Here is a 25866-nt window from a genome sequence, read left to right on the forward strand (position 1 = left end):
CTGACGGGGTGACAAAGAGGCTAGAGCGCTGATTGAATAAGGGCCATAGCACGTAGACCCCTTTGAAAATAGTGTAGTTTACCGGGCTTGAGACGCACAAGTGCGATCGCCAAATCTGACCAAAACTCCATAGCACCTACCCATAAACACCCATATAATCCAACCCAAAAAGCACTATGTCGGCGTGCATAACGCTTTAATTCTTGAAGCCGACCAACATATTGTTGTAGTCCCATTTTTCGGCAGTTGCGACCAGCGAAAACTGCAATTGTGTAGGCGATTGCAATCAATAAAATTAGTGCAATTAATCGTTGTCCAGTTGCGTACGTTGATTCCAAATTATAACCACCAGTTTTACAATCTTTAAACATAGCTTCGATGCCACTTCGCAACTTAAATGCTTTAATCGCATCTGCGAGACTATCAAGATTTGTTAGTAAAAACCAGCCAGCAGGCTCAAGCTTACCACGATATTTACGCTTGTAATATCCGGCCAAATTAAACTTAGCAAAACCTTTTTGTTTAGTAGCTTGAATTGACGACAAAAACAATGAGATACCTGGCTTTAATCCCAAAGATTGTAACCGTTGATATGATTGATTATCTTGCCGAATATAAGTACCTTGTTTTTGACGCAACACAAAGGTAATTCCCTTGCTATCTAACCAATTCGCTAGTTTGATGCTATGAAATTCTCTATCGCCTAATATCAGTATTTGATATCCTTTAAATAACCGCAGCAGTGGTCGAATTAACTCTTTTTGCTCACCTAAATTACTACATCCTCTTTTGGGTAACAATAGCCAGTACACAGGTATTGCTCTTTTCTGTTCAATTAAGCTGATTACAAATACGTTTTCTGACCGCCATTGGGTTCTATCAATGGCGAATATCAGTTTTTTCTGTCCGCGTATATGGCTGTTTCTTACCCATCTTTTTATTAGGGGAAACCACAGGTATTGAATTGATAATTGGGGAATTAATAAAAATCTTTGTATGCTCCTTCGTCTACTCTCAAATTTTATTGGTTGTGGAAATATAGATGAGAGCTTTTCTATCGTTACAGTTTTATGAAACTGTAACACCATCACTAAGATTTCTAGCATCTTGTACTGCGTAGGTGTCAGTACATTTTGAGCGCAGTTTTGGTAGAATTTAGGTAACATTATCATTTGATAGGTCTTGTTGAGAATACCTGACCTATCTTTTTTACCCCAAAACGGTCACACTCTTCTCCTGTCTTTGCTTCAGCTGCTTTGTCACCCCGTCAGCTTGATTCCTTTCTGGACAAGCCATAGCAGACACGTTAAAGAAGATAGCTAGAAAAGTACCAAGTGCCAGTTGTGGATATAAGTACGAATGTTTACTAGTGTTCATATGTTGCATACTTGACGGCATAGGTGCAGTCTATCACATCAAATTCAATAGACATCTGGTGAAATTAAATATGCGTTATCTATAACACTTGTAGAGACCGTAAATTTACGGTCTCTACATTGTTCCTATGTCTAATAATCAAATACGCCATCACCTACCAGAACACAAGGCGCGATCGCTCTTAATTACCTTCTGGTTAGTCTGCAAATAATCATGTAGCAAATCGCAACCCCGTGCCAGTAATTTATCCAGTTGGATATCTGCTAAATCTCGGAAAATTACTGTGCCATTACCACTACCCGCAGCCAGAGTCTTGCTGTCATGGCTGAAACTGACGCTGGTTAACTCATCTTTATCACCTTTCAAAGCTATCAGCAACGTTCCTTCTCGGTTCCAAATCCTCACTTTGTCATCACTGCTAGCTGCCAGAGTCTTGCCATCGGGGCTAAAACTGACACTGATAAAACTATCGCCATTGCCCGCAAGATTATTTAACAGTTTCCCGTCTCGATTCCAAATCTTCACTGTGCTATCAATACTCACTGAGGCAATGCTTTGACCATCAGGCGACCAAGCAACCCCATTTACCCGGCGGCTATGACCAGTTAATGTGTATAGCAATTTACCATCTAGACTCCAAATTTTCACGGTTTTATCATCGCTGGCTGAGGCTAACAACTTGCCATCTGGGCTAAAACTTACCCAATTCACCGCTTCTTGATGTCCCTGCAAGGTGTTAAGTAGTTTACCGTTGCGACTCCAAAGTTTTACTGTTTTATCTTTACTAGCCGAGGCAATTACTTGACCATCGGGCGACCAAGCTACACTCAAGACGGTATCATTATGACTCTGTAAGGTGTTGAGCAGTTGACCGTCACCACTCCAAAGTTTTACTGTTTTATCTTTACTGGCCGAGGCAATTACTTGACCATCGGGCGACCAATCTACACCCCAAACTTGACCCTGATGCCCCGTTAATATACGGAGTAATTGACCGTCTCGACTGAAAAGTTTTACAGTTTTGTCTCGGCTTGCGGCTGCTAAGATGCGATCGCCTGGGCTAAAACTGATGCTAGTTACCCAGTCATCATTATCGGCTTTGGGCTTTCGCAGTAACACATCGTCCCAATGCCAAAGTTTAATAGTTTTGTCCCGACTGGCGGAAATCAGGGTGCGACCATCTGGGCTGAAGCTGACACTGTTAACCCAATTATTATGTCCCTTCAGGGTTCCCAGCAACACACCCTCAGAACTCCAGAGTTTGATTGTCTCATCAGTACTTGCGGAAGCGTAGGCGTAGCCCGCCGTAGGCATCGTGTTACCATCACGGCTAAAACTGACGCTGGTAACTCCAGCACTATGGCCCGATAAGGTTCGCAGTAGCTTCCCCTCAACATTCCACAGCTTGATTGTCTGGTCTAAACTAGCAGAAGCAATTATTTTCCCATCGGGCGACCAAGCGACACTTTTAACTGCATCCTCATGTCCCTGCAAGGTTTTGAGCAGTTTACCATCGCGACTCCACAGTTTCGCCGTCTTGTCAGCACTCCCAGAAGCTAAGGTTTGACCATCATTTGACCAAGCGACACTCAAGACTGCACCATTATGTCCCTGCAAGGTTTTGAGCAGCTTACCATCGCGACTCCACAGTTTCACTGTTTTGTCTGTACTCGCTGAAGCAATAATCTGGCCATCTGGGCTGAAACTCACACTATTCACCACACCCTGATGCCCTAATAAGGTAGCAAGCAGTTGACCCTCTCGACTCCAAAGTTTTATCGTCTTGTCTTGACTGGCGGAAGCAATGATTTGACTATCTGGGCTGAAACTGACGCTATTAACTACATCCTCATGCCCCGACAAGGTTTTAACTAAGCTACCATCAGGAAGCCAGAGTTTAATTGTATTATCCGCACTGGCTGAGGCAATTAAGGAGCGATCGAGACTGAATGTAGCACTATTTACCCCAGATATATGCCCGTCCAAACGGTTATATTCTCTGACCCCTGAAACTGCTTGATAAAGTGCCGTCTGTACTTGCTCTCTTGTATAGGAATCTACCCAGACTGTTTGTTGTAATTTTCTCCCTGCTTTTAAACTTTCTTTTAAAGCATCAATACCTTTTTGCGAAGCAAAGAGGGCTTCACTGGATGCGCTGAGGGTTTTAATTTCGCTATCTACTGCTGTGACGATAGAAACACTTAATCCCAAGATGGCGAGAACGGAAGCTGTGAGGGCAATTTTCAGCGAACGATTTAATTGAGCTTCACTAAGTCTTTGTTTCTTTTGACTTTCTGCAAGTTTAGCTGTTAACTCTTTTTCTTTAAGTTCAGCTCGTAATTGCTCAATTTCTAACTGACTTAATTCTTCCCGTTTGTGTAATTCTCGCAATTCCGTTAATAAGTCTAATCCCTGTTGCGGATGAGGAGCTACCAATTTGGAACGCTGCTTATTTTGACTAAGTTCGCTTTTCAGCCGCTCAATCTCAGCTTTACTTTGTTCTACTTTGTAGCGCAACTGATTTAGTTGTACCTGTAAGCTCGATTCTTGTTGTTGCAGGTAGCGAATCAAGTCTACTAAATAATCGTGAATCAGTTGATAGCGTTCTGGTACATCAGGGAATAGTACCACTAAACCGGAGCTAACTAAAATTTCTAAGACTAACTCTAATTTGTCAGCATCTTCTAATTCTGATAGCTGCGCCGCTAACTCAGCACGAGTTTTAAAAGGTCGGTTGTTACTTTCATCTGTTAATAAGTATAAGACGAGTAACGCGGCTCGTTCATTTTCTGGGCCGCAGTCTTTAATCAGTTCCTTAAGATATCTCTCGATCAGTTTGTTGGGTCTATATGGTTGATATTCTTCTAAGGTAGTAATGCGTTCATCTTGAATTTGTGCGCCCACAACTTGTAATTCAATGGGGCGGACTTCTCCAAATTCTGTGGATAAATCTTCGATTAAGGCATCAATTAGAGCGGGTTCTAAATTAAACTGCGATCGCTCTGTCAATTTTTGGATAATTGCTTTGGCATATTCCGGCGAAAAATTATTTAACTGATAGCGAATATGCTTGTCGAGAATATTATTGTTAATCGCTTCCAGTGCCGAAAGATGTTTAAAATCTAATAAACGATGTAAATAATCTTCTCGCAAGGAAAGGATGACTTTGACAAAGGGTATATTGAGACAATCGCTGATAAATTTATCAAACTCTTGCTTTTGATTGCGATCGCTATAACCAAAGAAAAATTCTTCAAACTGGTCAAAAATTAAAACTGTGATCAAATGGCGATCGGCATTCTCTTGGAGTTGTTGTAAAATTCCACCAATGGTGAACGGTGTGCCAGAGTAAGGCAAAGCCTCCGGTTCAATGGTTGCTTCTAGCTCAATATCAGCGTAAATCGCCAGGGATGCATCACTAGACATCGCTTCACTTAAAGATTTCCCTAATTCCCGTGCCCAATCGGTATAAACTTGCAGTACCACAGGCACGGCTATTTGATCGCCAATGGCTCGATTTTGCAGTGCTGGAACTAAACCCGCCGTTACGGTGGAACTCTTACCTACCCCCGATTGACCGTGAATCACCGTCAATTTTTGATCGGCGCGGCTAATTCTGCCAATTAAGTTATTAATATCACGCTCTCGACCAGAAGCCGCAATTTCTAGAGCAACACTGCTACTTCCAGAAGGTGACATTAATGCTGGGTTTGTCGCCTGTCTTTGGGGTTGCAAACGTCCTGCCCCAATAAAAGCCCGAAAACCATACTGCTGCTCAACAGAACGCCGTTTCTGTCGAATGTAATAGGCTTCTAAATATCGTCCTTCTTCAAAGTAGAGCGATCGCAGTCTCCGCAATAAGCGAATATAACGATGGGCATCGTATTGATGGGCACTGTTTTCTAATGCTGCTGGTAGTTCTTTTGTCGCCTTATCTAAGTATTCACGAGCGATTACTAGCTCACCGATATTTCGCTGTGCTTTCGCCAATACTAAATAGTAAGTTTGCGCCAATAATAATGGAAATAAGCAGTTATAAGGGTCGTTCTGCTTTTGCGCCTCCCCTAATTTTAGTAGCGATACGTGTGCTAAGATACTCGCCTGTACCCACCGCGACTGCTCCACAGCCACCTGTGCCAGAAAACCGTAGTCACAAGCTAATTGGATTTGAGTACCATAAGTTTGATGTAATTCCAAAGACTTTTGAGCAACTGTCTGCAATTCTTCCCACTCTTGCAGATATTGCAAAACCTCAGCGAGTTGATTAATAAATCCAGCAACTATATCTAAACGCCCAGCCACCTGTAAGATATGCAAGCATTGCTGAAAATAAGATTTAGCAGTGTACCAATGGCGGCGGTTTTCTGTTTGATTTTGCTCTGCAAAACGGCAATAACACAACCCAATATAAAACAGCAAAATTCCCTGTCGCAGCAGTAGGGGAGATGGACGATTAGGAGGCGTAGACGAAGAGAATACCCCCTCATCTCCCCCGCTCCCTCGGTTACTGAGCGTAGTCGTTGGCGCAGCCTCTCGTAGAGAAGTATGCTCCCCTGCTCCCCGGTCACTGAGCGTAGCCGAAGTGCTGCTCCCCTGCTCCCCGGTCACTGAGCGTAGCCGAAGTGCTGCTCCCACCGTCTCTGCCAACTTTTGCCAAACTTGCAAGCTTTGCTGAAAATGGCTTAAACCTGTATTGATGCGATCGCTAATATAATTATCTAGACCAAAAACAAATTCTAAACTAGCGTGTAATTCTGGCTCTAAGGTAATACCACGATTGTGCAACTCTTTTATCGCAAAGTGGAGTTCATAGCTATGTTCCCAGACTTGCTCGACAGTGGAATAATGCTTTGCAAGTTGAGGAGGTTGGTGTTGTGCAGCATCGTTTGCTAACACCGTAGCAAATAAAGAGTCAGTTTCCTGTTGCAGAAATTCCAGCAGTGATTGAGTTGTCATTTCAAACCGAATCGGTGTCGCCGCCCAACTAGCAAAATCTGGTGCTAAACGGACTACCTTTTGCAACACTTCCTCATTCATCCAGACAATCATCGGAAATGGGTGGCGTTTGCGAAATTCATCCCGAATATGATTAACAGACCTCAGAAAATCGTCGAGTCCATCTACTGACTCTAAACCCAAAATCATCAACGCCGATGGTGGATTAGCTTCGGTTAGTAGTTGTAAATGAATACTTGTATAAAGACTTCTGGCATTATGCGGCAGAATTACCTTTTGAATGTGGTGTACTCCTGAAGAGATTTCTTCGAGTCGTTGCAGCATAAGTTCTTGCAAAACTCGATAATTGCAGCACACCAAAACCAAGGAAAATTGACCGCTAGAAAGGGTAATTGCTCTCCCCAAACTCCGTAAAGCCCGCTCATTAGCTGCTGTTATATCTACTTGTGAGTGTCGTTCAACCATGATTTAAATTTTTCCGTCTCTGCTAAAACTGGGTTGACGGCAAACCAAGCTCCCTGATGATCGCGGTATTCAAATACAAATAGACTTCGCAAAAGGGTATGGTATTCTATATCACCTCTAACTCGTTGCTGTTGCACCACCTGAAAGATTAGTTCCCACTCATGGGGGTCGATAGCGTTAGCTCGGTAATCGCGCTGTCTTCGGATCACCAGTTCGACACATTCCCGCTCAAAGGGTGGATCTTGTTCTCGCAGACAGTCAAACAGTAAACCTAGTAAGTCGCGGACATGACCACCACTCATTAGGCACAATCGATCTAAGGTTTCTAAACTATCAAACACCTCTGTAATTAAGCCTAACCGATCGCTAGGTAAAATGTCTGGAAAAGCTCTAGCTAGCACCATTTGCCGCATCATTGCTAGCCCTTGCGGAAAAATCTCGCCAGAGCGCAAACGCACAGGTATCATCGGTAAAACTTTTGGTGCGACTCCACCGCCTAAACGATGCTGAAGTTCGGCGCTATCGTTGGAGAAAGTCAAGGCTAGGGGAATAGTGTAGACTACATGACAATTCAGTTTGCGTAATTGTTCGCCCCGTTGAATAAATAAATATTCTGGCAGCGATCGCCCTGATGGTAAAGGTCGAATTGCGACTCGATCCAAGTTATCAACAATTACCACCAATCCTCTTTTACCCCTGGCTTTCAGTTCCTTGGTGGCAGGTTCTAGTAATTCTTGATTAATTGACTGTAAAATATTTGCGGTTCGTGGTTCTAGATAATCTCTTAACCGCCGCCGCAATTGGGGACTTTCTTTTGTTTTAGCTGTAATTTTGGCAATCCCTACAGACAACTCTGCTTCTACCCCAACGTCAATTGGCGTCTGCAAGAAATCCACAACTTCACCAAACAACTTGCTAAAGTAGCGAGGCTTGAGCCTAATTTTCATCGGTTCTAGGCTTTCACTCACCTGTCCAGCGATCGCTAACAAAATATCAGTCACATCCACATCGGCCATTTCTAAGACATGGGTAGACTCAAAATAAACTACATGAAATTGCTGCACTTCTAACTCAGCTTTCAGGCGCAATAACTCCGTTGATTTTCCACAGCCGAGATGTCCGGTAAATAGTTGACAGGTTGGGATATCCGGCGATATTTTAGCGATCGTCCGCTGCAAAGCTTCGATAATTTTGCCACCCCGCACCGCAGCAAAATCGATATAGTACCTGCGATCGCTAGGGTTTCCTATAATTAGAGGTCTGCTCGGATTGCAAGCCTGATAAAATCTTTCTAAATCTAGGAGCATAACTAATGGAGTTCATTTAAGAATAAAAGATGACAAAATTTTTTTCGGCAATTGATCTGTCAATTTAAGTACATCTGCCTTAATTACTAACTAAATTAACAGCATTCTGGTTGATTTTTCATATCTACGTTTTATATAGCACACCGCAATGGTGACATTCGATTTTAACTAAGTAGAAATACTTCTATAAGTATAAATGGCAGAAATATCTCATATGGAATAAGGTACTCTTATGAATATTAAAAATATCCCAGACCAAAAAAGGTACTTTTAAGTACAATCTGTCTGTTCGCTCATTTTGAGATGACAAGAGTCGTCCCAAGTTGACTACTATTTATAGCAGATTCCAACTTCTCTACGTTCCCTGCGGGACGCTTACGCGAACGCGCAGCATGTCGCAGACAGAGGCTAAGAGGCTACGCCAAGGCGAGGTACAGATTTTCGTAGGGGCGCAAAGCCTTGCATTGGTGTCAACTTAAGCAAAAACTCTTTTAAAACCTGGTTTCCAGCCAGAGGCTGGAAATGCTAATCGTTGGGCTGCTGCCGCCAGTAAAGGAGGCGCAGCCTCTAGGACACCATTCCCATTCTCCGACTGGGAACAAGGCAATCTCTCAAAGCTCAGTCTAAGCTGGCTTTCACGTTAAGTTGACACCAATGTGCATGAACTGCCTCTACAGCGTGTAGTTTTGCGTAAGTCCTAACAGTAAGAAGCATCTCGCCTACCCGTTCATGAAGTGTTCTCGAAGGTTAGGGAGGCGATGAGATGACTTGCACGATCGCAGTCGTGGATGAATTTACTTCTAACGCGTCTAAAGCTTTTAGCCTATGAAATTATTAAAGGCTCTTGCATCAGTTAGAATTGTGTCGATTGTTACTACTTCTATTGGTATCAATAGTGAACATGCCGTTGCTGCTTGGAATCCTTTTGGGTGTTCGCAATCTAATGTTGTGGAATGCAATCTATAACGCATTAAATAATTAATTTTATAGCAGTCGCCAAAGCCGTTAGGACAGTTTGCGGGAAACGCGTCTTCAACAGCGTACTTTGTGATTTTATTGCTGTCCTAAGCTCCCTGTCCGTTGCTATATTTATGAAATTCAATTTAGTCACTCAATTTTTGATCTGACTTTTTATAGGATGTGTAAAATTCACATTCCCATCCAGGCTTTTTCTTCCGGCGATAGTTGATTGAGTTGTTGTTGAAACCAAGTTTCAAAATTTTCTTGCAGTAATCGTTGGCGCATAAAATTGTCCAACTGTGCAGTTATAAACTTTTCCACACGTAAAATTATCCATGATTCTCCAAAGGGTAAGGGTCCTTGAACTATACCCACTTGCCTTGTACAAAGTAACTTGGCAAAATTGGGAGTGATAGTACCAAGTTCCACTGGCCCGATGATTCCATTTGTATTAGCTTCTGTCCCTTGAGAATATTCACGCGCGAGTTCAGCAAATGACTGTTCTCCTTCTGTAATTCGGAAAAATAGTTCGTTGGCTATTCCTCTGTTTTCAGTCCGAATCAAAGAATAAATGACTTGATCCAAATATCTTTTACGTTTGAGAAAATAAGATTCTAATTGATGCCCCCAAGTTATTTGCTTGAATTTTTCAAATCTGAGCTTTCTGGTTACGAAAAGTTCTAATTGTTTTTCAGTCAGACAGTAACGTAAACACCAATCTTGGATTTTTTGCTCGGTTGTCAAATCCCAATGCTGATAAAATTGCTTGAGAGCATGAGATATTTCTGCTTGTGTGCAGGTGATTGGTGCGTTGGCGTAGCCCGTCGTAGACATCGCAGATTCGATAATACTCTGAGATAAAAATTGCCCAATCAGGTTATAACTAGCTAAAAAGGGTATAATTTCTGTAGGTAAGTCCGAGATGTAGCTACGCCCGTCGTAGACATCGCCTATTTGTAAAGCTTTAGTCATATTTAAATACTATTTTGTTGAAATATTTAATAAATAATGTAGTGATCCTTTTTTCAACAAAGCGGCAAAGTTCAGATATGATTCTCTGCCGCTTGCAACATTTGCGTACCCTTGAGAGCATTACCCTACAATGCTTTCAATTACCGCTAACCACTTCCAATGCCTCAACTTAAACATAGGTGGTGGTGAAGTGGTCAAAAGTTAAGGTGTAAGCAGTCTGTATACTACTATATTGATTGACCTGCAAGAAGTAAGTACCAGAATCTACAGTGTTAGAAATTACATCTGATAGAGTACCACCACTATTAGAGCGTGCAACTTCCTCACCTACATCAACAATACGATTGTTGTTATAGTCCGCAATCAGTCGGATGTCAGCATCACTTTGGAGTCCGCTCAATGTAATGTCCACACCCTCATAGAAGTCTAGAGAGAATTGGTAAGTATCTGTGGTGTTGGTATCACTTATTGTACCAGAGCGGATAACATCAGCTGACAAGTCGCCAAGTTCAAACTCTCTAGGCAAAAGATCGCTGTAACTAAGTGTCGAATTGGGTGTAGTTGCAGATAACGCTAAATCATAACTTACGTCGCCTGATGAGCCGCTGCTAAAGCGACGAACTTCGGCAAAATAAGTACCTGCGTTTGCTCGAAGATTAAGCAAGTCATCTACGTTACCCCCACGACCAGAAGAAGTAACTAGTTGGTCGCCTGTGTCAAAGAAACCGTTACCGTTATCTTGATAAAGGTACAAGTCAGCATCATCACTAGCACTAATACCTGTCACAGACAGATTTATGTTTTTGGTCTCGTTGATGCTGAACTCAAAGACATCAGTGGGATCAAGTTCATTTAAATTGTAGTAATTGCGGGTAACAGGGGTAGCAGACAGAACACCGATATCATCGTAGACAGTCATTTTTTACTCCTTTTGTTGTTGATAATGATTTGGTCAAGTTAAACTCAGCAGATGCATCAGTGAGAGTTTAAAGCCATAGAGCTTTAGTCATTGCTTATGCGTAATAAGCAATTTTTTATGCTGAATTATTTCTTGATCCCTAAAAAACTTTTATAGATTGATTGTGTCATTTCAACCCATTCAACTCAACCGAAGTTGACGAACTTAAGAACGAATTTACAAACTTCTTAACTTCTTAACTTCGGTCTCTCCAAGCTAGACACAGAAATGATTTCAGTTATTTCCGAACTTAACTTTATGCGCGAACAGTGGGCGCACAGGTGCAGAGAAAAACTCTAAAATTATGACTTTTGCAAGAGACTCCATGAGCTGCGCTCACAAGGAACAATGAAAATGTCTGTGTTGCTGAATTAAGGGATGATTCTTGTGGGGTGGGCATCCTGCCCGCCCGGAAATACAAGGGACGCTCATGTTGCCCATCCCACAAATATGCAACCCCAAAATGTCTTTTCCTCCTGCCTTATTTTCAAGGCAGAAGTCTAATGTAAATTGAGACTAGCTCTGAAAAACCGGAAGTCATCTACAAACCCATCGAATATAGAATTAGACGGTCATGTAGCTTGTCAGGCAAAATATGCTTGATCAGCGCTCCAATTTTGGCATCTTGTCCAACAAGATAGCGCGTCTTAGGTTGCTTTGCAGTCAGCGCATGGACAACAACTTGAGCGACAATATCCGCAGAAATTCCCTTAGATGCGAGAATCTGCATTTTCTTGCGGACAATATTCATCGCTTGACCGTAGAGATTTTGTGCCGATTGTGGTAAGTCGTGCTGTGCTATTTCCGATTGACTAAGAGACTTTTCCCAAATTGGGGTCGCAATAGAACCAGGTTCAATAATTGAAACCGAGATTCCCCAAGGTCGTAACTCCATCCGCATTACATCAGTGAGTGCTTCCAAGGCAAATTTAGAAGCATTATAAGCGCCCAAAAACGGCGTTGGACTCCTACCAGCAATGGAACCCATATTGATAATTCGACCCCGACTTTGGCGTAAAAGACCAAGAAATGCTTGTGTCACAGCTAATTGTCCAGTGACATTAACCTGCATCTGGTGTTGAAATTCTGCGATCGCTAATAATTCTAACGGCCCAGGAACAGCAATTCCGGCATTATTCACTAAACCTAAAATCCCCGCACCACCAACTGCATTTGTTACCATATCAACCGCAGCTGCGATCGATTCAGCATCAGTAACATCTAAAAAAATTGGAATCAGCCTTTGTGACCCTTTCTGTTTAAGTGTCTGAGCATCAACATCTTGACGTACTCCAGCAAAAACCGAGAAGCCCAATTGGTCTAGAAGCAAAGCACACGCCTGACCAATTCCTGTTGAGGCTCCTGTAACCACTACTGTACGTTGATTTTCTACAACCATTAATTTTCTTTGATGATGGGGCTGCCGTAATTACGAATTAGTATCAATCTTTGCAAGTACCAAACCGAAGGCAATCTTCGGTTTGGTCATCTCTAGCCGATATTTGCCACGGCAAGATGCGTAACTGAGAATTTGTACTGTAAGCAATTAGAGCAGCTATTGTGAGATACTGGTTTTTGACAATTGTCACATCACTACTAGAAGTATTGCCTAGCTCAACATTGTAAAAATAAACAGGCAATGCCACGAGGGCAATGCAAATTATCCGGTTCATATCCAACCTCAGCTAACAATTTCCGATTAAGCTATGTATAAATGACACCTTAATGAACCGGATTTTTAAAACTGAGTATTAAATGTTAATGTTGTGTGGATTTATGCAGCGCTACTAGCCGCAGAGACGTAATTTTTAAATTATCGGTTCCGCTTTTTTTAGGTGAGGCATTGCCTAAAAGATGGCTTCCTACTAACTTATGCAGATGCAAACCCAAAAAACAGGACAAAAAACCGACAGCACCTAATAAACATATCTTAGTAGCTGCATTCCCCAGATAAAATAGTTAACAAATGTTGCCTACTAGTTGACTCATGACGCCTTCACAAGACGTAGATACTGTAAACGTTCCTAACCTCGACCCCGAAGGATATGGCAACTCAGACACCGATCCTCTTGATGAGTTGCCTGGTGAAATCGAAATGTCCCTTTTCGACCACCTAGAAGAGTTGCGGCAACGAATTTTCTATTCGTTGATTGCCGTAGCAGTGGGCATTATTGGCTGTTTCTTTGCCGTTAAGCCGATTGTCCAGCTACTTGAGGTTCCAGCACAAGGAGTAAAATTTCTCCAACTTGCACCTGGAGAATATTTCTTTGTCTCCCTGAAAGTTGCAGCCTACACTGGCATCGTACTTACTAGTCCTTTCATTCTTTACCAGATTATCCAGTTTGTGCTTCCAGGACTGACTCGCCGCGAACGCCGTTTACTGGGGCCTGTGGTTTTGGGTTCCAGTGTGCTGTTTGGAGCTGGTTTAGTATTTGCCTATTTACTCCTTATCCCCGCAGCCTTGAAATTTTTCATTAGCTACGGAGCAGATGTAGTCGAACAACTTTGGTCAATTGATAAATATTTTGAATTTGTGTTGCTACTGTTATTCAGCACTGGTTTAGCATTTCAAATTCCCATTATTCAACTGTTGCTCGGTAATTTAAACATTGTCTCGTCAGAACGGATGGTTTCTGGTTGGCGTTACGTGATTATGGGAGCAGTAGTTTTAGGAGCCGTCCTGACGCCTTCTACTGACCCCTTGACTCAAAGTCTTTTAGCTGGAGCAGTTTTAGCGCTTTATTTCGGTGGTGTTGGATTGGTAAAGCTCACGGGAAAATGACATAGGAAAGAAGTAAAAAGATTTTCAATCTTAGTTTGTGAGCAAATCTTTATCTAAGCCCCAATGATTCGTAATTCGTAATACTTCGGCTTACCTCGGCTCCGCTCGGCACAAGTCGCTCAGTACAAGTTCGTAATACTTCTCTACGAGAGGCTGCACTTCTCTACGAGACGCTCCGCGAACGACTACGCTCTGTTACCACGCCAACGACTACGCTCAGTACAAGTTCGTAATTCAACCGATAGTGCAGCATTAGCGACTATTTGAGCGTCGGGTCAAAGTCCCCGAATTTTAAAGATTGTACCGTTATGGGCAATGGAGTCTAAATATTTATCCATAACGTAATTACGAATTACGAATTGTTAATGTATGCCAGAGATGATAATTACAGCAGTTTTCTGTTACATGAGGCACAAAGTCACTGGTTTTGAGGCAGGAGGCAGAAGGCAGGAGGCAGAAGAATAATTTGATTTGTGAATCCTTGGTTCTGTACCTCATTTAGTTGCAAAGCGCTGTAGGTAACTATTTATCAAATAGAGTTAACCATCTTTACTTAACTCAAATAGACTTTTCCCATTAGCAAGAGGCAAAACATAAGCAATCTCACCTAGCTCGGCTTTATCTGTGCCAAAAAATGTACCTCGATGCTCAGGAGTGATTAGCAATTGAGTTGTTTTTGGAGTTGATACGGAACTAATGGATATCTCGACATAACCCCGCAACTCAAAATTTGCCTCTTCTCGAAGTTTTTTATTAGTAGCATCTGGTTGCAGAATAAATAAGCCTGTATCATTAGCATTGATAGGAAATGTAAAGCGTGATTTCTGTATACCTCCTACGCCCTCAAAAACACTGCTTACAGGGCCATCTACACCAGTGGTATCCAAAACGGTGAGGATTTTTTTAGGATCTAGTCCGGGTGTTCTGGTGGTAACTACAAGGGAAAGAAATACGAGTTCATTAGTGACATTGGCAATCGTCAGGAAATAGCCTTGGAGAACTTTTCTTGCTAGTGGGCTAAGTTCAGGTTCTTTATCTGTAAGCTTTTTTGGAAGTTGAGGCTTAAGAAGAATTTCAAATGTTGAGATAAAAGCCATTTGTTTTTTCCTTAAAAACGTGTATTTTTTCTTACCTTACCAATAGGTGAAAGGGTTATACAGGACGTTATAGTATTTTTGAATAAAAAATACTGTAATTACTCAGAAATTAATTAATGTTAATGCAATAATCGGTTACAATATCCATTCCGAAGAACGTTCGCCCAAGTCTAGAGGGATGCTAACAGCTTTGCCGAGCCTAGGGCGATCGCGTGTTTGGGCAATAAAAGTTTGTACCTGTGTTGACCCACCCAAGGCATGAAGATAATTGGCAATGGTATCGAGATGTTCTTGGTACTCCGCCTCGCTCAAGGGAAAAGAAGCTTGCTCCAGATATTTCCACATTACTTGCAAAAATATCTTTCCCTGTGCCCGTCGAAACTGGACATCATAAGAATATCCCCACTTATCAAGCAACATCTGGCGTAATTCCTGTCCTGTCATAGCTTTTCTCAATCAGATTTTACATTTAGTTATGATGTTAAGTTCCGTGACTCCAGTATGATAAGGATATAAAGAAATGTAATGCTAACAGAAAAGATGCTAAATATCTCTTGGAACAAAGAATTATGGCATCGTTGTGAGCGCTAGCATTTCGACTTAGACAAGAGTTGCTCAAGTATTAGTACTTTTGTCAAAATGCTTAACAAAATACACAAAGAGCGCGTAGATTATGGCTCAATTTTCTGAATCAGCAGACGTGCCCGATATGGGGCGTCGTCAGTTCATGAATCTGCTCACTTTTGGGACTGTCACTGGAGTAGCTCTGGGTGCATTGTATCCCGTTGTCAAGTACTTTATTCCACCAGCAGCAGGTGGCGCTGGTGGCGGTACAACAGCAAAAGACGAGCTAGGTAATGATGTTAGCGTCACTAAATTTCTCGAAAACCGGAATGCAGGCGATCGCAACCTAGTCCAAGGACTAAAGGGAGATCCTACCTATATTGTGGTAGACAGCAAAGAGGCGATCAAAGATTATGGCATTAACGCCATCTGTACCCATTTAGGTTGTGTCGTCCCCTGGAACGTTGCTGAGAACAAATTCAAGTGTCCTTGTCATGGTTCTCAGTATGACGAAACTGGTAAAGTTGTTCGGGGCCCAGCACCTCTGTCTCTGGCTTTAGCCCATACCAGCGTCAACGACGACAAGATCGTTTTAACCCCTTGGACTGAAACCGACTTCCGCACAGGTGATGCACCTTGGTGGGGTTAATAATTTTGTCCTTAGTCATTTGTCCTTTGTTCAGGGCTTAATGACTAATGACTAATGACCAATGACTAATGACTAATTCAATTGTCGCCCTTATAGAGATGAGAAATGTTTTCCTAACAGCGAGGTTAACTCGCAGTGCTAGAGCGATCGTCAAAACATTGCTCATAGCGATCGCCACTGTGACATTTTACTTCACCAGCGATCTAGCTCTTCCCCAATCAGCTGCCGCCTATCCCTTTTGGGCACAGCAAACCTATCCCGAAACCCCCCGCGAACCAACAGGGCGAATTGTTTGTGCCAACTGTCACCTAGCCGCCAAGGTTACAGAAGTGGAAGTTCCCCAATCGGTGCTACCTGACACTGTATTCAAAGCAGTGGTGAAAATCCCCTACGATCTGAGCGCCCAGCAGGTTGGTGCCGATGGTTCTAAGGTTGGCTTGAACGTCGGTGCAGTACTGATGCTACCCGAAGGCTTTAAGATTGCTCCTGAAGACCGTCTTTCCGAAGAACTTAAAGAAGAAGTTGGCGACACTTTCTACCAACCCTACAGCGAAGGCAAAGATAACGTCGTCATCGTCGGTCCTTTACCCGGTGAACAGTATCAGGAAATCGTCTTCCCAGTTCTTTCTCCCAACCCCGCAACCGACAAAAACATCCACTTCGGTAAATATTCAGTTCACGTAGGTGGTAATCGGGGACGCGGACAAGTTTATCCCACAGGCGAAAAGAGCAACAACGCCGTTTACAACGCTTCCGCTACTGGCACAATTACCAAGATTGCCAAAGAGGAAGATGGAGACGGTAACGTTAAATATCTAGTTAACATCCAACCTGAATCGGGTGATGTTGTCGTTGATACGATTCCTTTAGGCCCAGACCTACTTGTTTCCGAAGGGCAAGCAGTTAAGACTGGTGATGCTTTGACCAGCAACCCGAACGTCGGTGGATTCGGTCAAATAGATGCAGAAATCGTATTGCAAGACGCTTCCAGAGTCAAATGGATGATTGCGTTCATCGCTCTTGTAATGTTGGCTCAAGTTATGCTGGTGCTGAAGAAGAAGCAGGTTGAAAAAGTTCAAGCTGCTGAGATGAATTTCTAAATTCTTTGCTAAATCATTATTTACAAGACAGGCAACAAGCCTGTCTTTTTTATATGTCAATACAGTTCAGTTAGTGTCAGAAACCTTAAATTGTGTAGGTTGGGTTGAGGAACGAAACCAAACATTTCCTGGGCTTTGTTGGCTTGTCCTTTGCTTAACCCAACCTACAATTTTTATTAACTGAACTGTATACCTAACTTCTAATTATTGAAAAAATCTAACCTAGCGAAATTAGTTTTTAAACACTACAATTGTAGTACTTAAAGTATATTTTTAAAACAATGAGCTATAACTTTTCACTACGAAGTTGTCAGCTAAATAAGCTCAACTCCATGACTAAGTACCCCAGTATCCCTACCTATCATTCTCTAGGAGATAAGGGTACTTTGCTAGAAGAAACGGTTAAGTTTGATGGTGAAGTCATCCTCACTGAAAAGATAGATGGTACTAATTCTCGGATAATTCTCCTGCCCGATGGAAACTTTGTTTTAGGTAGCAGAGAAGAGTTATTGTTTGCTAAAGGCGATCTCATTGGCAATCCTGCACTTGGTATCGTAGATGCTCTTAAAGGTGTTGCAGACTCACTACCTCAAGTGCAAAACAGCATCACTGTTGCATATCTCGAACTCTATGGTGGGAAAATCACCGCTGCAAGTAAACAATACACGGCACAACAAAATGTCAATTGGCGGTTATTTGATGTTGCAGTTCTTACAAATATTGAAATTCTATTCACCAAGGTTGTACAGCAATTGGCAGCGTGGCGTGACAATGGAGGTCAGGTGTTTCTCAACGAAGAGGAACTAAGTAAAGCAGCAATTGATTATGGATTTGAACTAACACCACGAATTACAACAATTCCTGCTTTGCCAATAAGTATCCAGGAAACACACGAATTTCTCAAAAAGATAATTCCTAAAACTAATGTTGCTCTTGATGAAGGCGCAAAGGGTCGAGCAGAGGGAATTGTTGCTAGAACAATTTCCAGAAGTGCGATCGCAAAGCTGAGATTTGAAGATTATGAACGCCATGCCGCCAAGTGCTTTCTCAACACGAAGGTGTAGAAGTTCCGCCTAATGTTCCTCATCAGATGCTCAATGAAAGTGACTCTGATTTAGAATTTTTGGTGATTTCACAGCCTTCAAGTCATGGCGATAGAATTTTGAACGATAGTATTTAATCTAGCCCTAGTTGAGTTGAGGTACTACTCATGACAGCCTCAGCAGAGTATATCCCCGTTACCCCGATTGAGTATCCAGATGAGGATGGTAAGCCGCTGGCTGAAGGAGATATCCAGTTCAGTTACTTGGCTTATGGAATAAATACGCTACAGATTTATTTCCAAAATCACCTAGATGTATACGTCGCTGGTAATGTATTTATTTACTACGAAATAGGTTATCCAGAATCGGTTGTCGCACCAGATGTATTTGTGGTATTTGAAGTGGAAAACCGTGACAGACGCTCTTACAAAACCTGGGAAGAAAATAATCAAACCCCAGATTTTGTCCTAGAAATTACCTCAAAAGCCACCCGTAGCAAAGACCAAGGTGCAAAGAAAGGAATTTACGCCTTTCTGGGAGTGCGTGAATATTTCCAATATGATCCTACAGGCGATTATCTCAATCCCCAACTCCAGGGTTTACACTTGGTCGATGGTAATTATTTCCCAGTGTCAGCCAATACCCTGCCAGATGGTACAGTATCCCTACCCAGTGAAGTTTTGGGGCTAGAGTTACGCCTAGAAGCAGAAAAACTGCGTTTTTACAATCCAACTACCAGTCAAACGCTGCTAACTCATGAAGAAGAAGCATTTGCACGACAAGCCGCAGAAGAGAAAGCGCAAAGATTAGCTGCTAAACTCCGAGAATTAAATATTGATCCAGATAGCCTTTAGCTAATAATATAGGGTGAGCAATGCCCACCCTACTGCTGTTAATTATTTTTTGTGAGACTATAGCGGACGGTAGACGCGATAGTTGATTTCGGGGAAGATATTATCCATTAACTCGACTTTTTCCAGCCAACCACTATCAATTTTGCCAACTTTAACGTCTTCATAGAGCTTATTAAACCGCATTAGGTGCGATCGCGTCCGTCTAACTGCATAGGGTACCATCGTTCCCGTCCGCATAATAAATGCCCAGTCGGAAGATTGTGCTAATAATAATTCCCGCGCTGCTTGGTTTAATGCTCTCCACCCCAACTCATCCTCTGGTTCCAGTTGCGAGATTTCAATCATCCGTTCAGCAGCTTTGTGCAAATGCGGATAAACCCAGGCGTTCGTTTCATTCAACCAATACTCATGGAAACCCTTGAAACCCCAACTCGACTGCGAAGGACGACACACTTGCTGAGTTGGCTGATCTCGCAAATAGTCTGCTAAATGGGTCATTTGATATGTTTTTTGGTCATACCACGATTTGCGGAATAGGTAATCGATGAACCAGGGGCCTTCATACCACCAATGTCCAAATAACTCTGCGTCATAAGGCGAAACGATAATTGGCGGGCGTTGCATTATACCATAGAGATGCTCAGATTGCCTCTCTCGGTTATACATAAAGTTATCAGCATGTTCTGCTGCTTTTTCTCTAGCCCAATAAGGATCGTAGAGCGCCTTATCTGATAGACCTAAGCCACGACCCGTAATTTTGTGATACTTAATGCCCGTATTTTTCCGCTGACCATTGGGCATGATGTAGGGCTTGATGTACTCATATTCTGCTTCCCAACCCAAATCTTTGTAAAATTCTCGGTATTCCGCCGCTCCAGGATAGCCCACCTCAGAAGACCATACCTGTTGGGAGGATTCATGATCTCGACCGAAGACAGCAACACCAGTTTCCGTATAAATTGGGGCATAAGTGCCAAAGCGCGGACGGGGACGGGCGTAAAGAATGCCATGCCCATCAGTAAGGAAGTAGCGTAACCCAGCATCGGCTAGCATCCGCTCTAAACCTTCATAGTAGGCACATTCCGGCAACCAAATGCCTCTGGGTGCTTTTCCAAAAGTTTGTTCGTAATGTTCGCAGGCTACCTGAATTTGCGCCCACACTGCTTGCGGATACATTTTCATCAACGGTAAATAGCCGTGAGTAGCGCCGCAAGTGATGATTTCCAGGTTGTTACTGTCTTGGAACTTCTTAAAAGCTGTCACCAAGTCCCCGCCGTAGCGTTCCCATAGCTGACGCGCTTCGCTAAACTCAGTAATGTAATGCTCGGCTAAATAACGAAGATGCCCGTTGTTGACATTATGTTCTGCTTCTAGTGCTATGAGTTCTTCTAGTTGGGCTAAGTGGGCTTCGTAGCGTTCTTGAAGCAAAGGATCGCGGAGCATCGACACTAAAGGGGGTGTCATACTCATCGTGATTTTAAAGTCGATACCGTCTCGCTTTAAGCCTTCAAATACTTTCAATAAGGGGATGTAGGTTTCTGTGATGGCTTCATAGAGCCATTCTTCCTCCAGCACGTAGTCACTTTCCGGGTGACGAACGAAGGGTAGATGTGCGTGGAGTACAAGCGCGACGTAGCCGATAGCCATAGTGATTTTGGGGTGATACTTGTAAGTTGAAGGTCGAGAGGTTTGGCTGAAATTAACAATATTTTAAGACTTTATGGGGATCGTAAGAATAGTTTTCAATTGAGTTAATTACAGTGCTTGTGAGGGCACAACATTTGTTATGCCTCCATCGCCTTTTGTTGTTAACTAGTTGTAAAATCTGCCTATTTGTTTATTGTATAATCCTGCACTGAAAATATTTATTCCGGTACAAGACCTTTGGCTCGTAGGCGTTCTGTCAATTTTTCACCTAACTCACCTCAACAATTCAAGGTGCATTAGCCTACGGCGTAACACACCCTACTTCAAGTTTATATTTCTTCACATATATTGAATTTTGATCACCGACTTAACTCAATTGCGGGTTTGCTTCTTCTCCCGGCAATATTCTGGCTTAATGTGCGCTTATATAGGAGACTCACGTTGGTTTAAAAAAACGTCATTTATAACTTGAGTCTTCTGAGAAATCTGGCAGTATTTTTTACTTTCTAACTTGGGTTTGTACTGACTCTGACCTTTGCCTAGCTTGTTGGTGCAGCTGAGTTTGATGAGCTATGCCTAGGTTGGGCTACGCCTACGCCAGAATTATCCAAAAAAACGCTGAACTCGAACGCCGAAGCCTGGTAACAATGGTGATGTGATTTCGTCATCAGCCAACAAGGTTGCGATCAGTTTTAATTGGGCAGCTTCTCGGCGATAAACTTCTAGTTGCTGTAATTGCCAATTTGCAATCCAATATTCTTGGACTCCTGTGGATGAGTATAGTTTCAGCTTGGCTTCTCGATCTCGACGTTCGTTAGTTGTCCCAGGAGAAAGCACTTCCACAATGAGTTCTGGCGCTCCTCTCAAATGCCCTTCTTCATCTAGTAATTGTGCTAAACGCTCATGACTAATCCAAACTACATCGGGTATGACATTATCGGCTTCTGTAAAAATTATGCCGGGAGTTTGACGGGTTTCCCCTAGCCCACTAGAGCGAGACCAAAGTTGTAATTCTAAGCATATATTGCCCGCAGTCCCTTGATGTTTCCAGTGAGGCGCTCTAGTCACAAATAGCTCTCCGTCAATAATCTCATAGCGCTTCCATTCGTCAGTTGTGAGTAATTCTAAGTCTGAGGTTGTCCAACGGACTTGATCAGATATTGTTTGGTTCATAGCATTATTTTCCTATACCTGGTTTAGAGATAAAATTCTATTTTTAGAATATTTGCTCAGGATCAATACCTGCGGCTCGTAAGCGTTCTGCCAAGATTGCAGCCCGTTGACGTTCTTGTTCTAGTTGTTGGTTTGCTTGCTCTAACTGTTGATTTGCTTCTTCTTCTGGCAACATCACCAACTGCTTATCTGGTGTAAAAAAGCGTAATTTGCCCAAATATACTGCCAAATACAGCCCTAACTGCTGACTCCACAACCAACCTGACTCAGTGGGTACAAGGTCTTGATATTGCCCATCAACTAAGTGAAATCCCTGTAATTCTAGGTTGTTTGGGTCAAACCAAAAGTAATCTGGAGTGCGAAATGTATTTTGGTAGATTTGTTTTTTCAAACCTTTATCAACCGAGGCAGTGGAATTAGATAATAGCTCAATAATCACATTGGGGTATTTGCCGTCTTCTTGCCATACAACCCAGCTTTTGCGGTCTTTTTTTTCTGCATCTAAAACCACAAAGAAATCAGGGCCTCGAAATTCTTCTGACTTTTTCTGGTTGGGACTGAAGTAGATTGTCAGATTGCCCGTAGCATAAAAATCCTGACGATCGCGCCACCACCATTTAATCAGACGGATAAGTAAATCTATTTGTTCGCGGTGTAAGTCAGATTCCAATGGGGGTTCGTCACTATAGATATCACCTGGTGGGAAAATTATACTCTCAGTGACATCTTCTAAACTAGGGGTGGCAGCAAGGGGCTGAGACATAGAAGATAGTTTTTATGTTTGTATCTATGCTATCGTGACCAACCTTTGCATAGAAATGCGCTCACACTCCTTATTCCTCATCCCGATATAACTCTTGCAAGTCCTGTAACTGAGTCTTTCGGGAAATCCGGCGATATTTTTTACTTTCTAGCTTGGGTTCGTATTGACTCTGCCCTTTGCCTTTGCTTTTGCTTTTTAACTTCATGGTAGATTCTGGATCGGCTTGTTGGTGCAGCTGAGTTTGATGAGCGATCGCAGCATCCAAAAATTCTAAATAATGTTCATATCGTTCCCACTCTCCCCGCACCACACACTCAGGCTCATCTCGATGCAGACAATCACTAAAGCGACAGCTAGCAACTGCTAACCGCTTTCTGGCTTCTGGGAAATAATGGATTAATTCTTCTGGTACACAATCCATGTCCGGCTGATTAAAACCGGGAGTGTCTGCCAGTAAACCACCGCTAGGCAACTCAAATAATTCTATATGGCGAGTGGTATGACGACCACGAGCCAGTTTACCAGAAACTTCTCCGACTCGCAGCTTTGCAGAGTCAATCAGCGTATTAATCAAGCTGGATTTACCAACGCCGGAAGGCCCAGCAATGACGGTAATTTTATTGCTCAGGTATTTGGCTGCTTGGTCAGTATTGATACCATCTTTAACGCTGATAAATATTGGTTCATAACCCCAACCGAGCAGGTGATCGCTAACTTGTTGTTGTTCCTGCGATGAAATTAAATCACTTTTATTCAAACATAAAAGCACATCCAAACCAGTAGACTCAGCCTTAATCAGAAATCGACTTAGTTGATAAGGTTCCAAAGGTGGATCGGCAACGGCAAATACCAAGAGAATTTGGTTCACATTGGCGATCGCGGGACGATCTAATTCGCTTTGACGGGGTAAGACATCAGCGATCGCACCCCGTCCCCCAGCCCAATCTGGTTCTTCTACCACAACGCGATCGCCTACCATCACCTGTTGTCCAATTTTTTTCAGACGTGTTCGCCGAGTACAAAGCAGCAGAGGAGGCGAGGGCAAAGAGGCATTTAAATCCAGTTTCTCCTCTGCTCCCCGCTCACTGAGCTTGTCCTGAGCGTAGCCGAAGGGCGTAGCCGTTGGCGTTCGCGTTAGCGTCTCTGAAAGAGAAGCCTCTCGTAGAGAAGTGCCGCTCCTCTGCTCCCCTGCCTCTTGATCCAGTTGTACTCGGTAAAAATTAGCCTGTACAGCCACCACCGTACCCAATAACTGTCCAGTTGCGTCACAAATTTCCCCTGTCATTGGCTAGCAACTGGACGGCGCACTAACAGAGAAAAATAACCAGTACAGTCTGTAATTTGTTCCACCTGATAACCTGCCATTGTCAAACTATCAGGAACCTGCTCAATCGGCTCACCAGGGTCTAACCAGACTTCTAGCAAACCTCCCAATGGCATTTTCTCCAGACGTAGTTTTGTCCGCACGAAATTAATCGGGCAAGGGGTGCCGCGTAAATCAAGTTGAGCATCGGGAGTTAAAACAGAAGAGGGCATCATCACTTAAATAAATTTCCCAAGAATCCTTCTAGACCGCCTTTACCAGTGCGATCGCCCTTAATTTTAGCTAGCTTCTCCAGCAGTTCCCTCTCCTCTGGGGTGATTTTATTGGGAATATCAATTAATACGTTCAGCATATGATCCCCACGACTTACGGGATTACCCAAGCGGGGTACGCCGCGATTTTCCAACTTCATCACTGTATTCGGCTGAGTTCCAGCTGGAATAATTAGTTCTACTGGGCCATCTACTGTGTCTACCTCTAACCGACAACCTAAAATCGCTTGCAGGTAGCTAACTTTGATTTCCGAGAGAATATTAATCCCATCCCGTTGGAATTCCTCATCCTCATTCACGAACAAGTAAACGTATAAATCCCCAGGAGGGCCACTACGTTGACCAGCATCTCCTTCACTAGAAATCCGCAAACGTGTGCCATTATCCACCCCAGCTGGAATGGTAATTTTGAGTTTCTTTGTAACTTGATTTGCGCCCTTACCATCACACGCGTCACACTTATCTTCAATTACCATCCCTGTTCCATTACAGGTGGGACAAGTTGAGACTTGGGTGAAACTGCCAAAGGGTGTTCTAGTCACACGGCGTACTTGAGCCGAACCGCCACAAGTCGAACAAGTCCGAGGGCGGGTTCCAGGTTTAGCACCAGAACCGCTACAAACTTCACAATTTTCTAGATGGGAAATGCGAATTTCTTTTTCGCCGCCAAATATCGCTTCCCGAAAGTCTAACTTCAGGTCTAGCCGCAGGTCATCACCCCTCGCAGGTCCACTGCGGCGTCTTTGTTGGGTGGGATTACCCATACCGCCAGCAAAGCCACTAAAAATGCTTTCAAAGATATCGGCAAAACCACCCATATCGCCGACATCTTGAAAGCCCGCGCCAGCAGCACCCGATACACCCTCTGGACCAAAGCGATCGTAACGAGCGCGGGTTTCGGGTTCTGAGAGTACCTCATAAGCGCGGTTAATTTCTTTAAAGCGATCCTCCGCCCCCGGTTCTTTGTTCACATCTGGGTGATACTTCCGGGCTAGACGGCGATAGGCTTGTTTGATTTCTTCTTTGTCAGTGTCACGAGAGACACCCAGGATTTCATAATAGTCGCGGGCCATATAGCAAAGGTAAAAGTTAGAAGGAAGAAAGCAGAAGTCAGTAGAACGTCATTCACGGTCACTTGCTACTCTATGGATAAGTATTTTGCTTACAGATATGCAAGAGCAACACATTATCCTGTTAGAGGGTGGCTTGCCGGAAGGCAGGCAGAAGATAAAATTAATTTTTGTTAATAATTGATTTTACCCTTTACCTTTTACAAAAATCACCGACAAATCTTGAGCAACAGATGCTTTCCTCGTGGGAGACGACAAAAGCTATAGAAGTTAGGAACAGGGGAAGCCTCTGCTCAGACTTCTCACTGCCGAGTCGGCTGTCTCTTTTACAATTGTGCTACGTAGGAGAGGAAAACCTCGCCCATCAACCAGAGGGGCTAGCCGCACCATTAGGTGTGGAAAACCACCCTTATGCAATGGAAGTGGCTCTGAACTTGCACATTGCCTAGCCCAAAGTAATTTGCTTCTACAATCTAGCAAACCGCTGGGGTCTTGTGAAACTTCGCTAAATATTTAGATATATTAAAATGTCT

General features: G+C 43.1%; 21 protein-coding genes. 6 read left to right on the forward strand and 15 right to left on the reverse strand.

What is annotated here, in order from left to right; translation table 11 throughout:
* Window positions 1-20: 20 nt before the first annotated feature.
* The 7 genes from RMX69_RS23960 to RMX69_RS23990 all read right to left on the reverse strand — a co-directional run bounded on the left by RMX69_RS23960 (window position 21) and on the right by RMX69_RS23990 (window position 12668).
* Window positions 21-1172, reverse strand: a complete 1152-nt coding sequence (locus RMX69_RS23960) for an IS4 family transposase (RefSeq protein ID WP_322638923.1) — start codon at window positions 1170-1172, stop codon at window positions 21-23.
* A gap of 355 nt (window positions 1173-1527) precedes the next feature.
* Complete coding sequence (locus RMX69_RS23965; protein ID WP_322638924.1) at window positions 1528-6798, reverse strand: eIF2A-related protein; 5271 nt, start codon at window positions 6796-6798, stop codon at window positions 1528-1530.
* Complete coding sequence (locus RMX69_RS23970) at window positions 6774-8105, reverse strand: P-loop NTPase fold protein (RefSeq protein ID WP_289797424.1); 1332 nt, start codon at window positions 8103-8105, stop codon at window positions 6774-6776. Before RMX69_RS23970 ends, RMX69_RS23965 begins: the two co-directional genes overlap by 25 nt.
* Before the next feature lie 1149 nt (window positions 8106-9254).
* On the reverse strand, window positions 9255-10037 hold the full coding sequence (locus RMX69_RS23975; protein ID WP_322638925.1) for a peptidylprolyl isomerase: 783 nt from the start codon (window positions 10035-10037) through the stop codon (window positions 9255-9257).
* 169 nt (window positions 10038-10206) lie between these two features.
* Entirely contained in the window at window positions 10207-10956 is a 750-nt protein-coding gene (locus RMX69_RS23980) for a PPC domain-containing protein (RefSeq protein ID WP_322638926.1), read from the reverse strand.
* 580 nt (window positions 10957-11536) lie between these two features.
* Entirely contained in the window at window positions 11537-12394 is an 858-nt protein-coding gene (locus tag RMX69_RS23985; RefSeq protein ID WP_289797428.1) for an SDR family oxidoreductase, read from the reverse strand.
* A gap of 43 nt (window positions 12395-12437) precedes the next feature.
* The gene (locus RMX69_RS23990; RefSeq protein WP_289797429.1) at window positions 12438-12668 is read right to left on the reverse strand and encodes a hypothetical protein; all 231 of its coding nucleotides are present in this window, start codon (window positions 12666-12668) and stop codon (window positions 12438-12440) included.
* A 314-nt stretch (window positions 12669-12982) separates the two neighbouring features.
* On the opposite strand from RMX69_RS23990, the gene tatC reads away from it, so the two are divergent.
* Complete coding sequence (tatC, locus tag RMX69_RS23995; RefSeq protein ID WP_322638927.1) at window positions 12983-13777, forward strand: twin-arginine translocase subunit TatC; 795 nt, start codon at window positions 12983-12985, stop codon at window positions 13775-13777.
* Between the two features lie 539 nt (window positions 13778-14316).
* Here tatC and RMX69_RS24000 read toward each other — a convergent pair.
* Window positions 14317-14874: a hypothetical protein gene (locus tag RMX69_RS24000; protein WP_322638928.1), complete on the reverse strand. Its 558-nt coding sequence runs from the start codon at window positions 14872-14874 to the stop codon at window positions 14317-14319.
* A gap of 135 nt (window positions 14875-15009) precedes the next feature.
* Window positions 15010-15318: a DUF3067 family protein gene (locus tag RMX69_RS24005; protein WP_289797432.1), complete on the reverse strand. Its 309-nt coding sequence runs from the start codon at window positions 15316-15318 to the stop codon at window positions 15010-15012.
* Window positions 15319-15547: 229 nt separating this feature from the next.
* On the opposite strand from RMX69_RS24005, the gene petC reads away from it, so the two are divergent.
* From petC to RMX69_RS24025, 4 genes are all read left to right on the forward strand, one after another.
* A complete protein-coding gene (gene petC / locus RMX69_RS24010) occupies window positions 15548-16087 on the forward strand; it encodes a cytochrome b6-f complex iron-sulfur subunit (protein WP_289797433.1) in 540 nt (179 codons plus the stop codon).
* Between the two features lie 98 nt (window positions 16088-16185).
* The gene (petA, locus tag RMX69_RS24015; RefSeq protein ID WP_181932931.1) at window positions 16186-17187 is read left to right on the forward strand and encodes a cytochrome f; all 1002 of its coding nucleotides are present in this window, start codon (window positions 16186-16188) and stop codon (window positions 17185-17187) included.
* 332 nt (window positions 17188-17519) lie between these two features.
* Window positions 17520-18251 carry an RNA ligase family protein gene (locus tag RMX69_RS24020; RefSeq protein WP_322638929.1) on the forward strand — a complete coding sequence of 244 codons (732 nt, stop codon included), beginning with the start codon at window positions 17520-17522 and terminating at the stop codon, window positions 18249-18251.
* Between the two features lie 146 nt (window positions 18252-18397).
* Window positions 18398-19084 carry a Uma2 family endonuclease gene (locus RMX69_RS24025; protein WP_322638930.1) on the forward strand — a complete coding sequence of 229 codons (687 nt, stop codon included), beginning with the start codon at window positions 18398-18400 and terminating at the stop codon, window positions 19082-19084.
* Window positions 19085-19141: 57 nt separating this feature from the next.
* On the opposite strand, the gene RMX69_RS24030 is transcribed toward RMX69_RS24025, so the two are convergent.
* From RMX69_RS24030 to dnaJ, 6 genes are all read right to left on the reverse strand, one after another.
* Window positions 19142-20731, reverse strand: coding sequence for a glycoside hydrolase family 57 protein (locus RMX69_RS24030; RefSeq protein ID WP_289797436.1), 1590 nt, complete (start codon window positions 20729-20731; stop codon window positions 19142-19144).
* A gap of 603 nt (window positions 20732-21334) precedes the next feature.
* A complete protein-coding gene (locus RMX69_RS24035) occupies window positions 21335-21904 on the reverse strand; it encodes a Uma2 family endonuclease (protein WP_289797437.1) in 570 nt (189 codons plus the stop codon).
* Between the two features lie 43 nt (window positions 21905-21947).
* The gene (locus tag RMX69_RS24040; RefSeq protein WP_289797438.1) at window positions 21948-22667 is read right to left on the reverse strand and encodes a Uma2 family endonuclease; all 720 of its coding nucleotides are present in this window, start codon (window positions 22665-22667) and stop codon (window positions 21948-21950) included.
* A 70-nt stretch (window positions 22668-22737) separates the two neighbouring features.
* On the reverse strand, window positions 22738-23952 hold the full coding sequence (rsgA, locus tag RMX69_RS24045) for a small ribosomal subunit biogenesis GTPase RsgA (protein WP_322638931.1): 1215 nt from the start codon (window positions 23950-23952) through the stop codon (window positions 22738-22740).
* Entirely contained in the window at window positions 23949-24206 is a 258-nt protein-coding gene (locus RMX69_RS24050; RefSeq protein WP_289797440.1) for a sulfurtransferase TusA family protein, read from the reverse strand. The genes rsgA and RMX69_RS24050 overlap by 4 nt, the downstream gene beginning before the upstream one ends.
* Complete coding sequence (gene dnaJ / locus RMX69_RS24055) at window positions 24206-25336, reverse strand: molecular chaperone DnaJ (protein ID WP_094347888.1); 1131 nt, start codon at window positions 25334-25336, stop codon at window positions 24206-24208. Before dnaJ ends, RMX69_RS24050 begins: the two co-directional genes overlap by 1 nt.
* A 167-nt stretch (window positions 25337-25503) precedes the next feature.
* Here dnaJ and RMX69_RS24060 point away from each other — a divergent pair, with 167 nt between their 5' ends.
* On the forward strand, window positions 25504-25782 hold the full coding sequence (locus RMX69_RS24060) for a hypothetical protein (RefSeq protein ID WP_289797442.1): 279 nt from the start codon (window positions 25504-25506) through the stop codon (window positions 25780-25782).
* The last annotated feature ends 84 nt before the right edge of the window (window positions 25783-25866 follow it).

Origin of the sequence: Nostoc sp. EspVER01 (genome assembly GCF_034530635.1) — a bacterium.
Lineage (GTDB): Bacteria > Cyanobacteriota > Cyanobacteriia > Cyanobacteriales > Nostocaceae > Nostoc.

What these genes read in the sequence shown, in the direction of transcription:
- RMX69_RS24025 (WP_322638930.1), top strand. Translation starts at nt 18,398, where the DNA reads ATGACAGCCTCAGCAGAGTATATCCCCGTTACCCCGATTGAGTATCCA.
- RMX69_RS24040 (WP_289797438.1), bottom strand. Translation starts at nt 22,667, where the DNA reads ATGTCTCAGCCCCTTGCTGCCACCCCTAGTTTAGAAGATGTCACTGAG.
- petC (WP_289797433.1), top strand. Translation starts at nt 15,548, where the DNA reads ATGGCTCAATTTTCTGAATCAGCAGACGTGCCCGATATGGGGCGTCGT.
- RMX69_RS24050 (WP_289797440.1), bottom strand. Translation starts at nt 24,206, where the DNA reads ATGATGCCCTCTTCTGTTTTAACTCCCGATGCTCAACTTGATTTACGC.
- RMX69_RS24035 (WP_289797437.1), bottom strand. Translation starts at nt 21,904, where the DNA reads ATGAACCAAACAATATCTGATCAAGTCCGTTGGACAACCTCAGACTTA.
- RMX69_RS23960 (WP_322638923.1), bottom strand. Translation starts at nt 1,172, where the DNA reads ATGATAATGTTACCTAAATTCTACCAAAACTGCGCTCAAAATGTACTG.
- RMX69_RS24000 (WP_322638928.1), bottom strand. Translation starts at nt 14,874, where the DNA reads ATGGCTTTTATCTCAACATTTGAAATTCTTCTTAAGCCTCAACTTCCA.
- RMX69_RS24030 (WP_289797436.1), bottom strand. Translation starts at nt 20,731, where the DNA reads ATGGCTATCGGCTACGTCGCGCTTGTACTCCACGCACATCTACCCTTC.
- RMX69_RS23985 (WP_289797428.1), bottom strand. Translation starts at nt 12,394, where the DNA reads ATGGTTGTAGAAAATCAACGTACAGTAGTGGTTACAGGAGCCTCAACA.
- petA (WP_181932931.1), top strand. Translation starts at nt 16,186, where the DNA reads ATGAGAAATGTTTTCCTAACAGCGAGGTTAACTCGCAGTGCTAGAGCG.
- RMX69_RS23990 (WP_289797429.1), bottom strand. Translation starts at nt 12,668, where the DNA reads ATGAACCGGATAATTTGCATTGCCCTCGTGGCATTGCCTGTTTATTTT.
- RMX69_RS24020 (WP_322638929.1), top strand. Translation starts at nt 17,520, where the DNA reads ATGACTAAGTACCCCAGTATCCCTACCTATCATTCTCTAGGAGATAAG.
- RMX69_RS23965 (WP_322638924.1), bottom strand. Translation starts at nt 6,798, where the DNA reads ATGGTTGAACGACACTCACAAGTAGATATAACAGCAGCTAATGAGCGG.
- RMX69_RS23975 (WP_322638925.1), bottom strand. Translation starts at nt 10,037, where the DNA reads ATGACTAAAGCTTTACAAATAGGCGATGTCTACGACGGGCGTAGCTAC.
- dnaJ (WP_094347888.1), bottom strand. Translation starts at nt 25,336, where the DNA reads ATGGCCCGCGACTATTATGAAATCCTGGGTGTCTCTCGTGACACTGAC.
- RMX69_RS23970 (WP_289797424.1), bottom strand. Translation starts at nt 8,105, where the DNA reads ATGCTCCTAGATTTAGAAAGATTTTATCAGGCTTGCAATCCGAGCAGA.
- RMX69_RS23980 (WP_322638926.1), bottom strand. Translation starts at nt 10,956, where the DNA reads ATGACTGTCTACGATGATATCGGTGTTCTGTCTGCTACCCCTGTTACC.
- RMX69_RS24005 (WP_289797432.1), bottom strand. Translation starts at nt 15,318, where the DNA reads ATGACAGGACAGGAATTACGCCAGATGTTGCTTGATAAGTGGGGATAT.
- rsgA (WP_322638931.1), bottom strand. Translation starts at nt 23,952, where the DNA reads ATGACAGGGGAAATTTGTGACGCAACTGGACAGTTATTGGGTACGGTG.
- tatC (WP_322638927.1), top strand. Translation starts at nt 12,983, where the DNA reads ATGACGCCTTCACAAGACGTAGATACTGTAAACGTTCCTAACCTCGAC.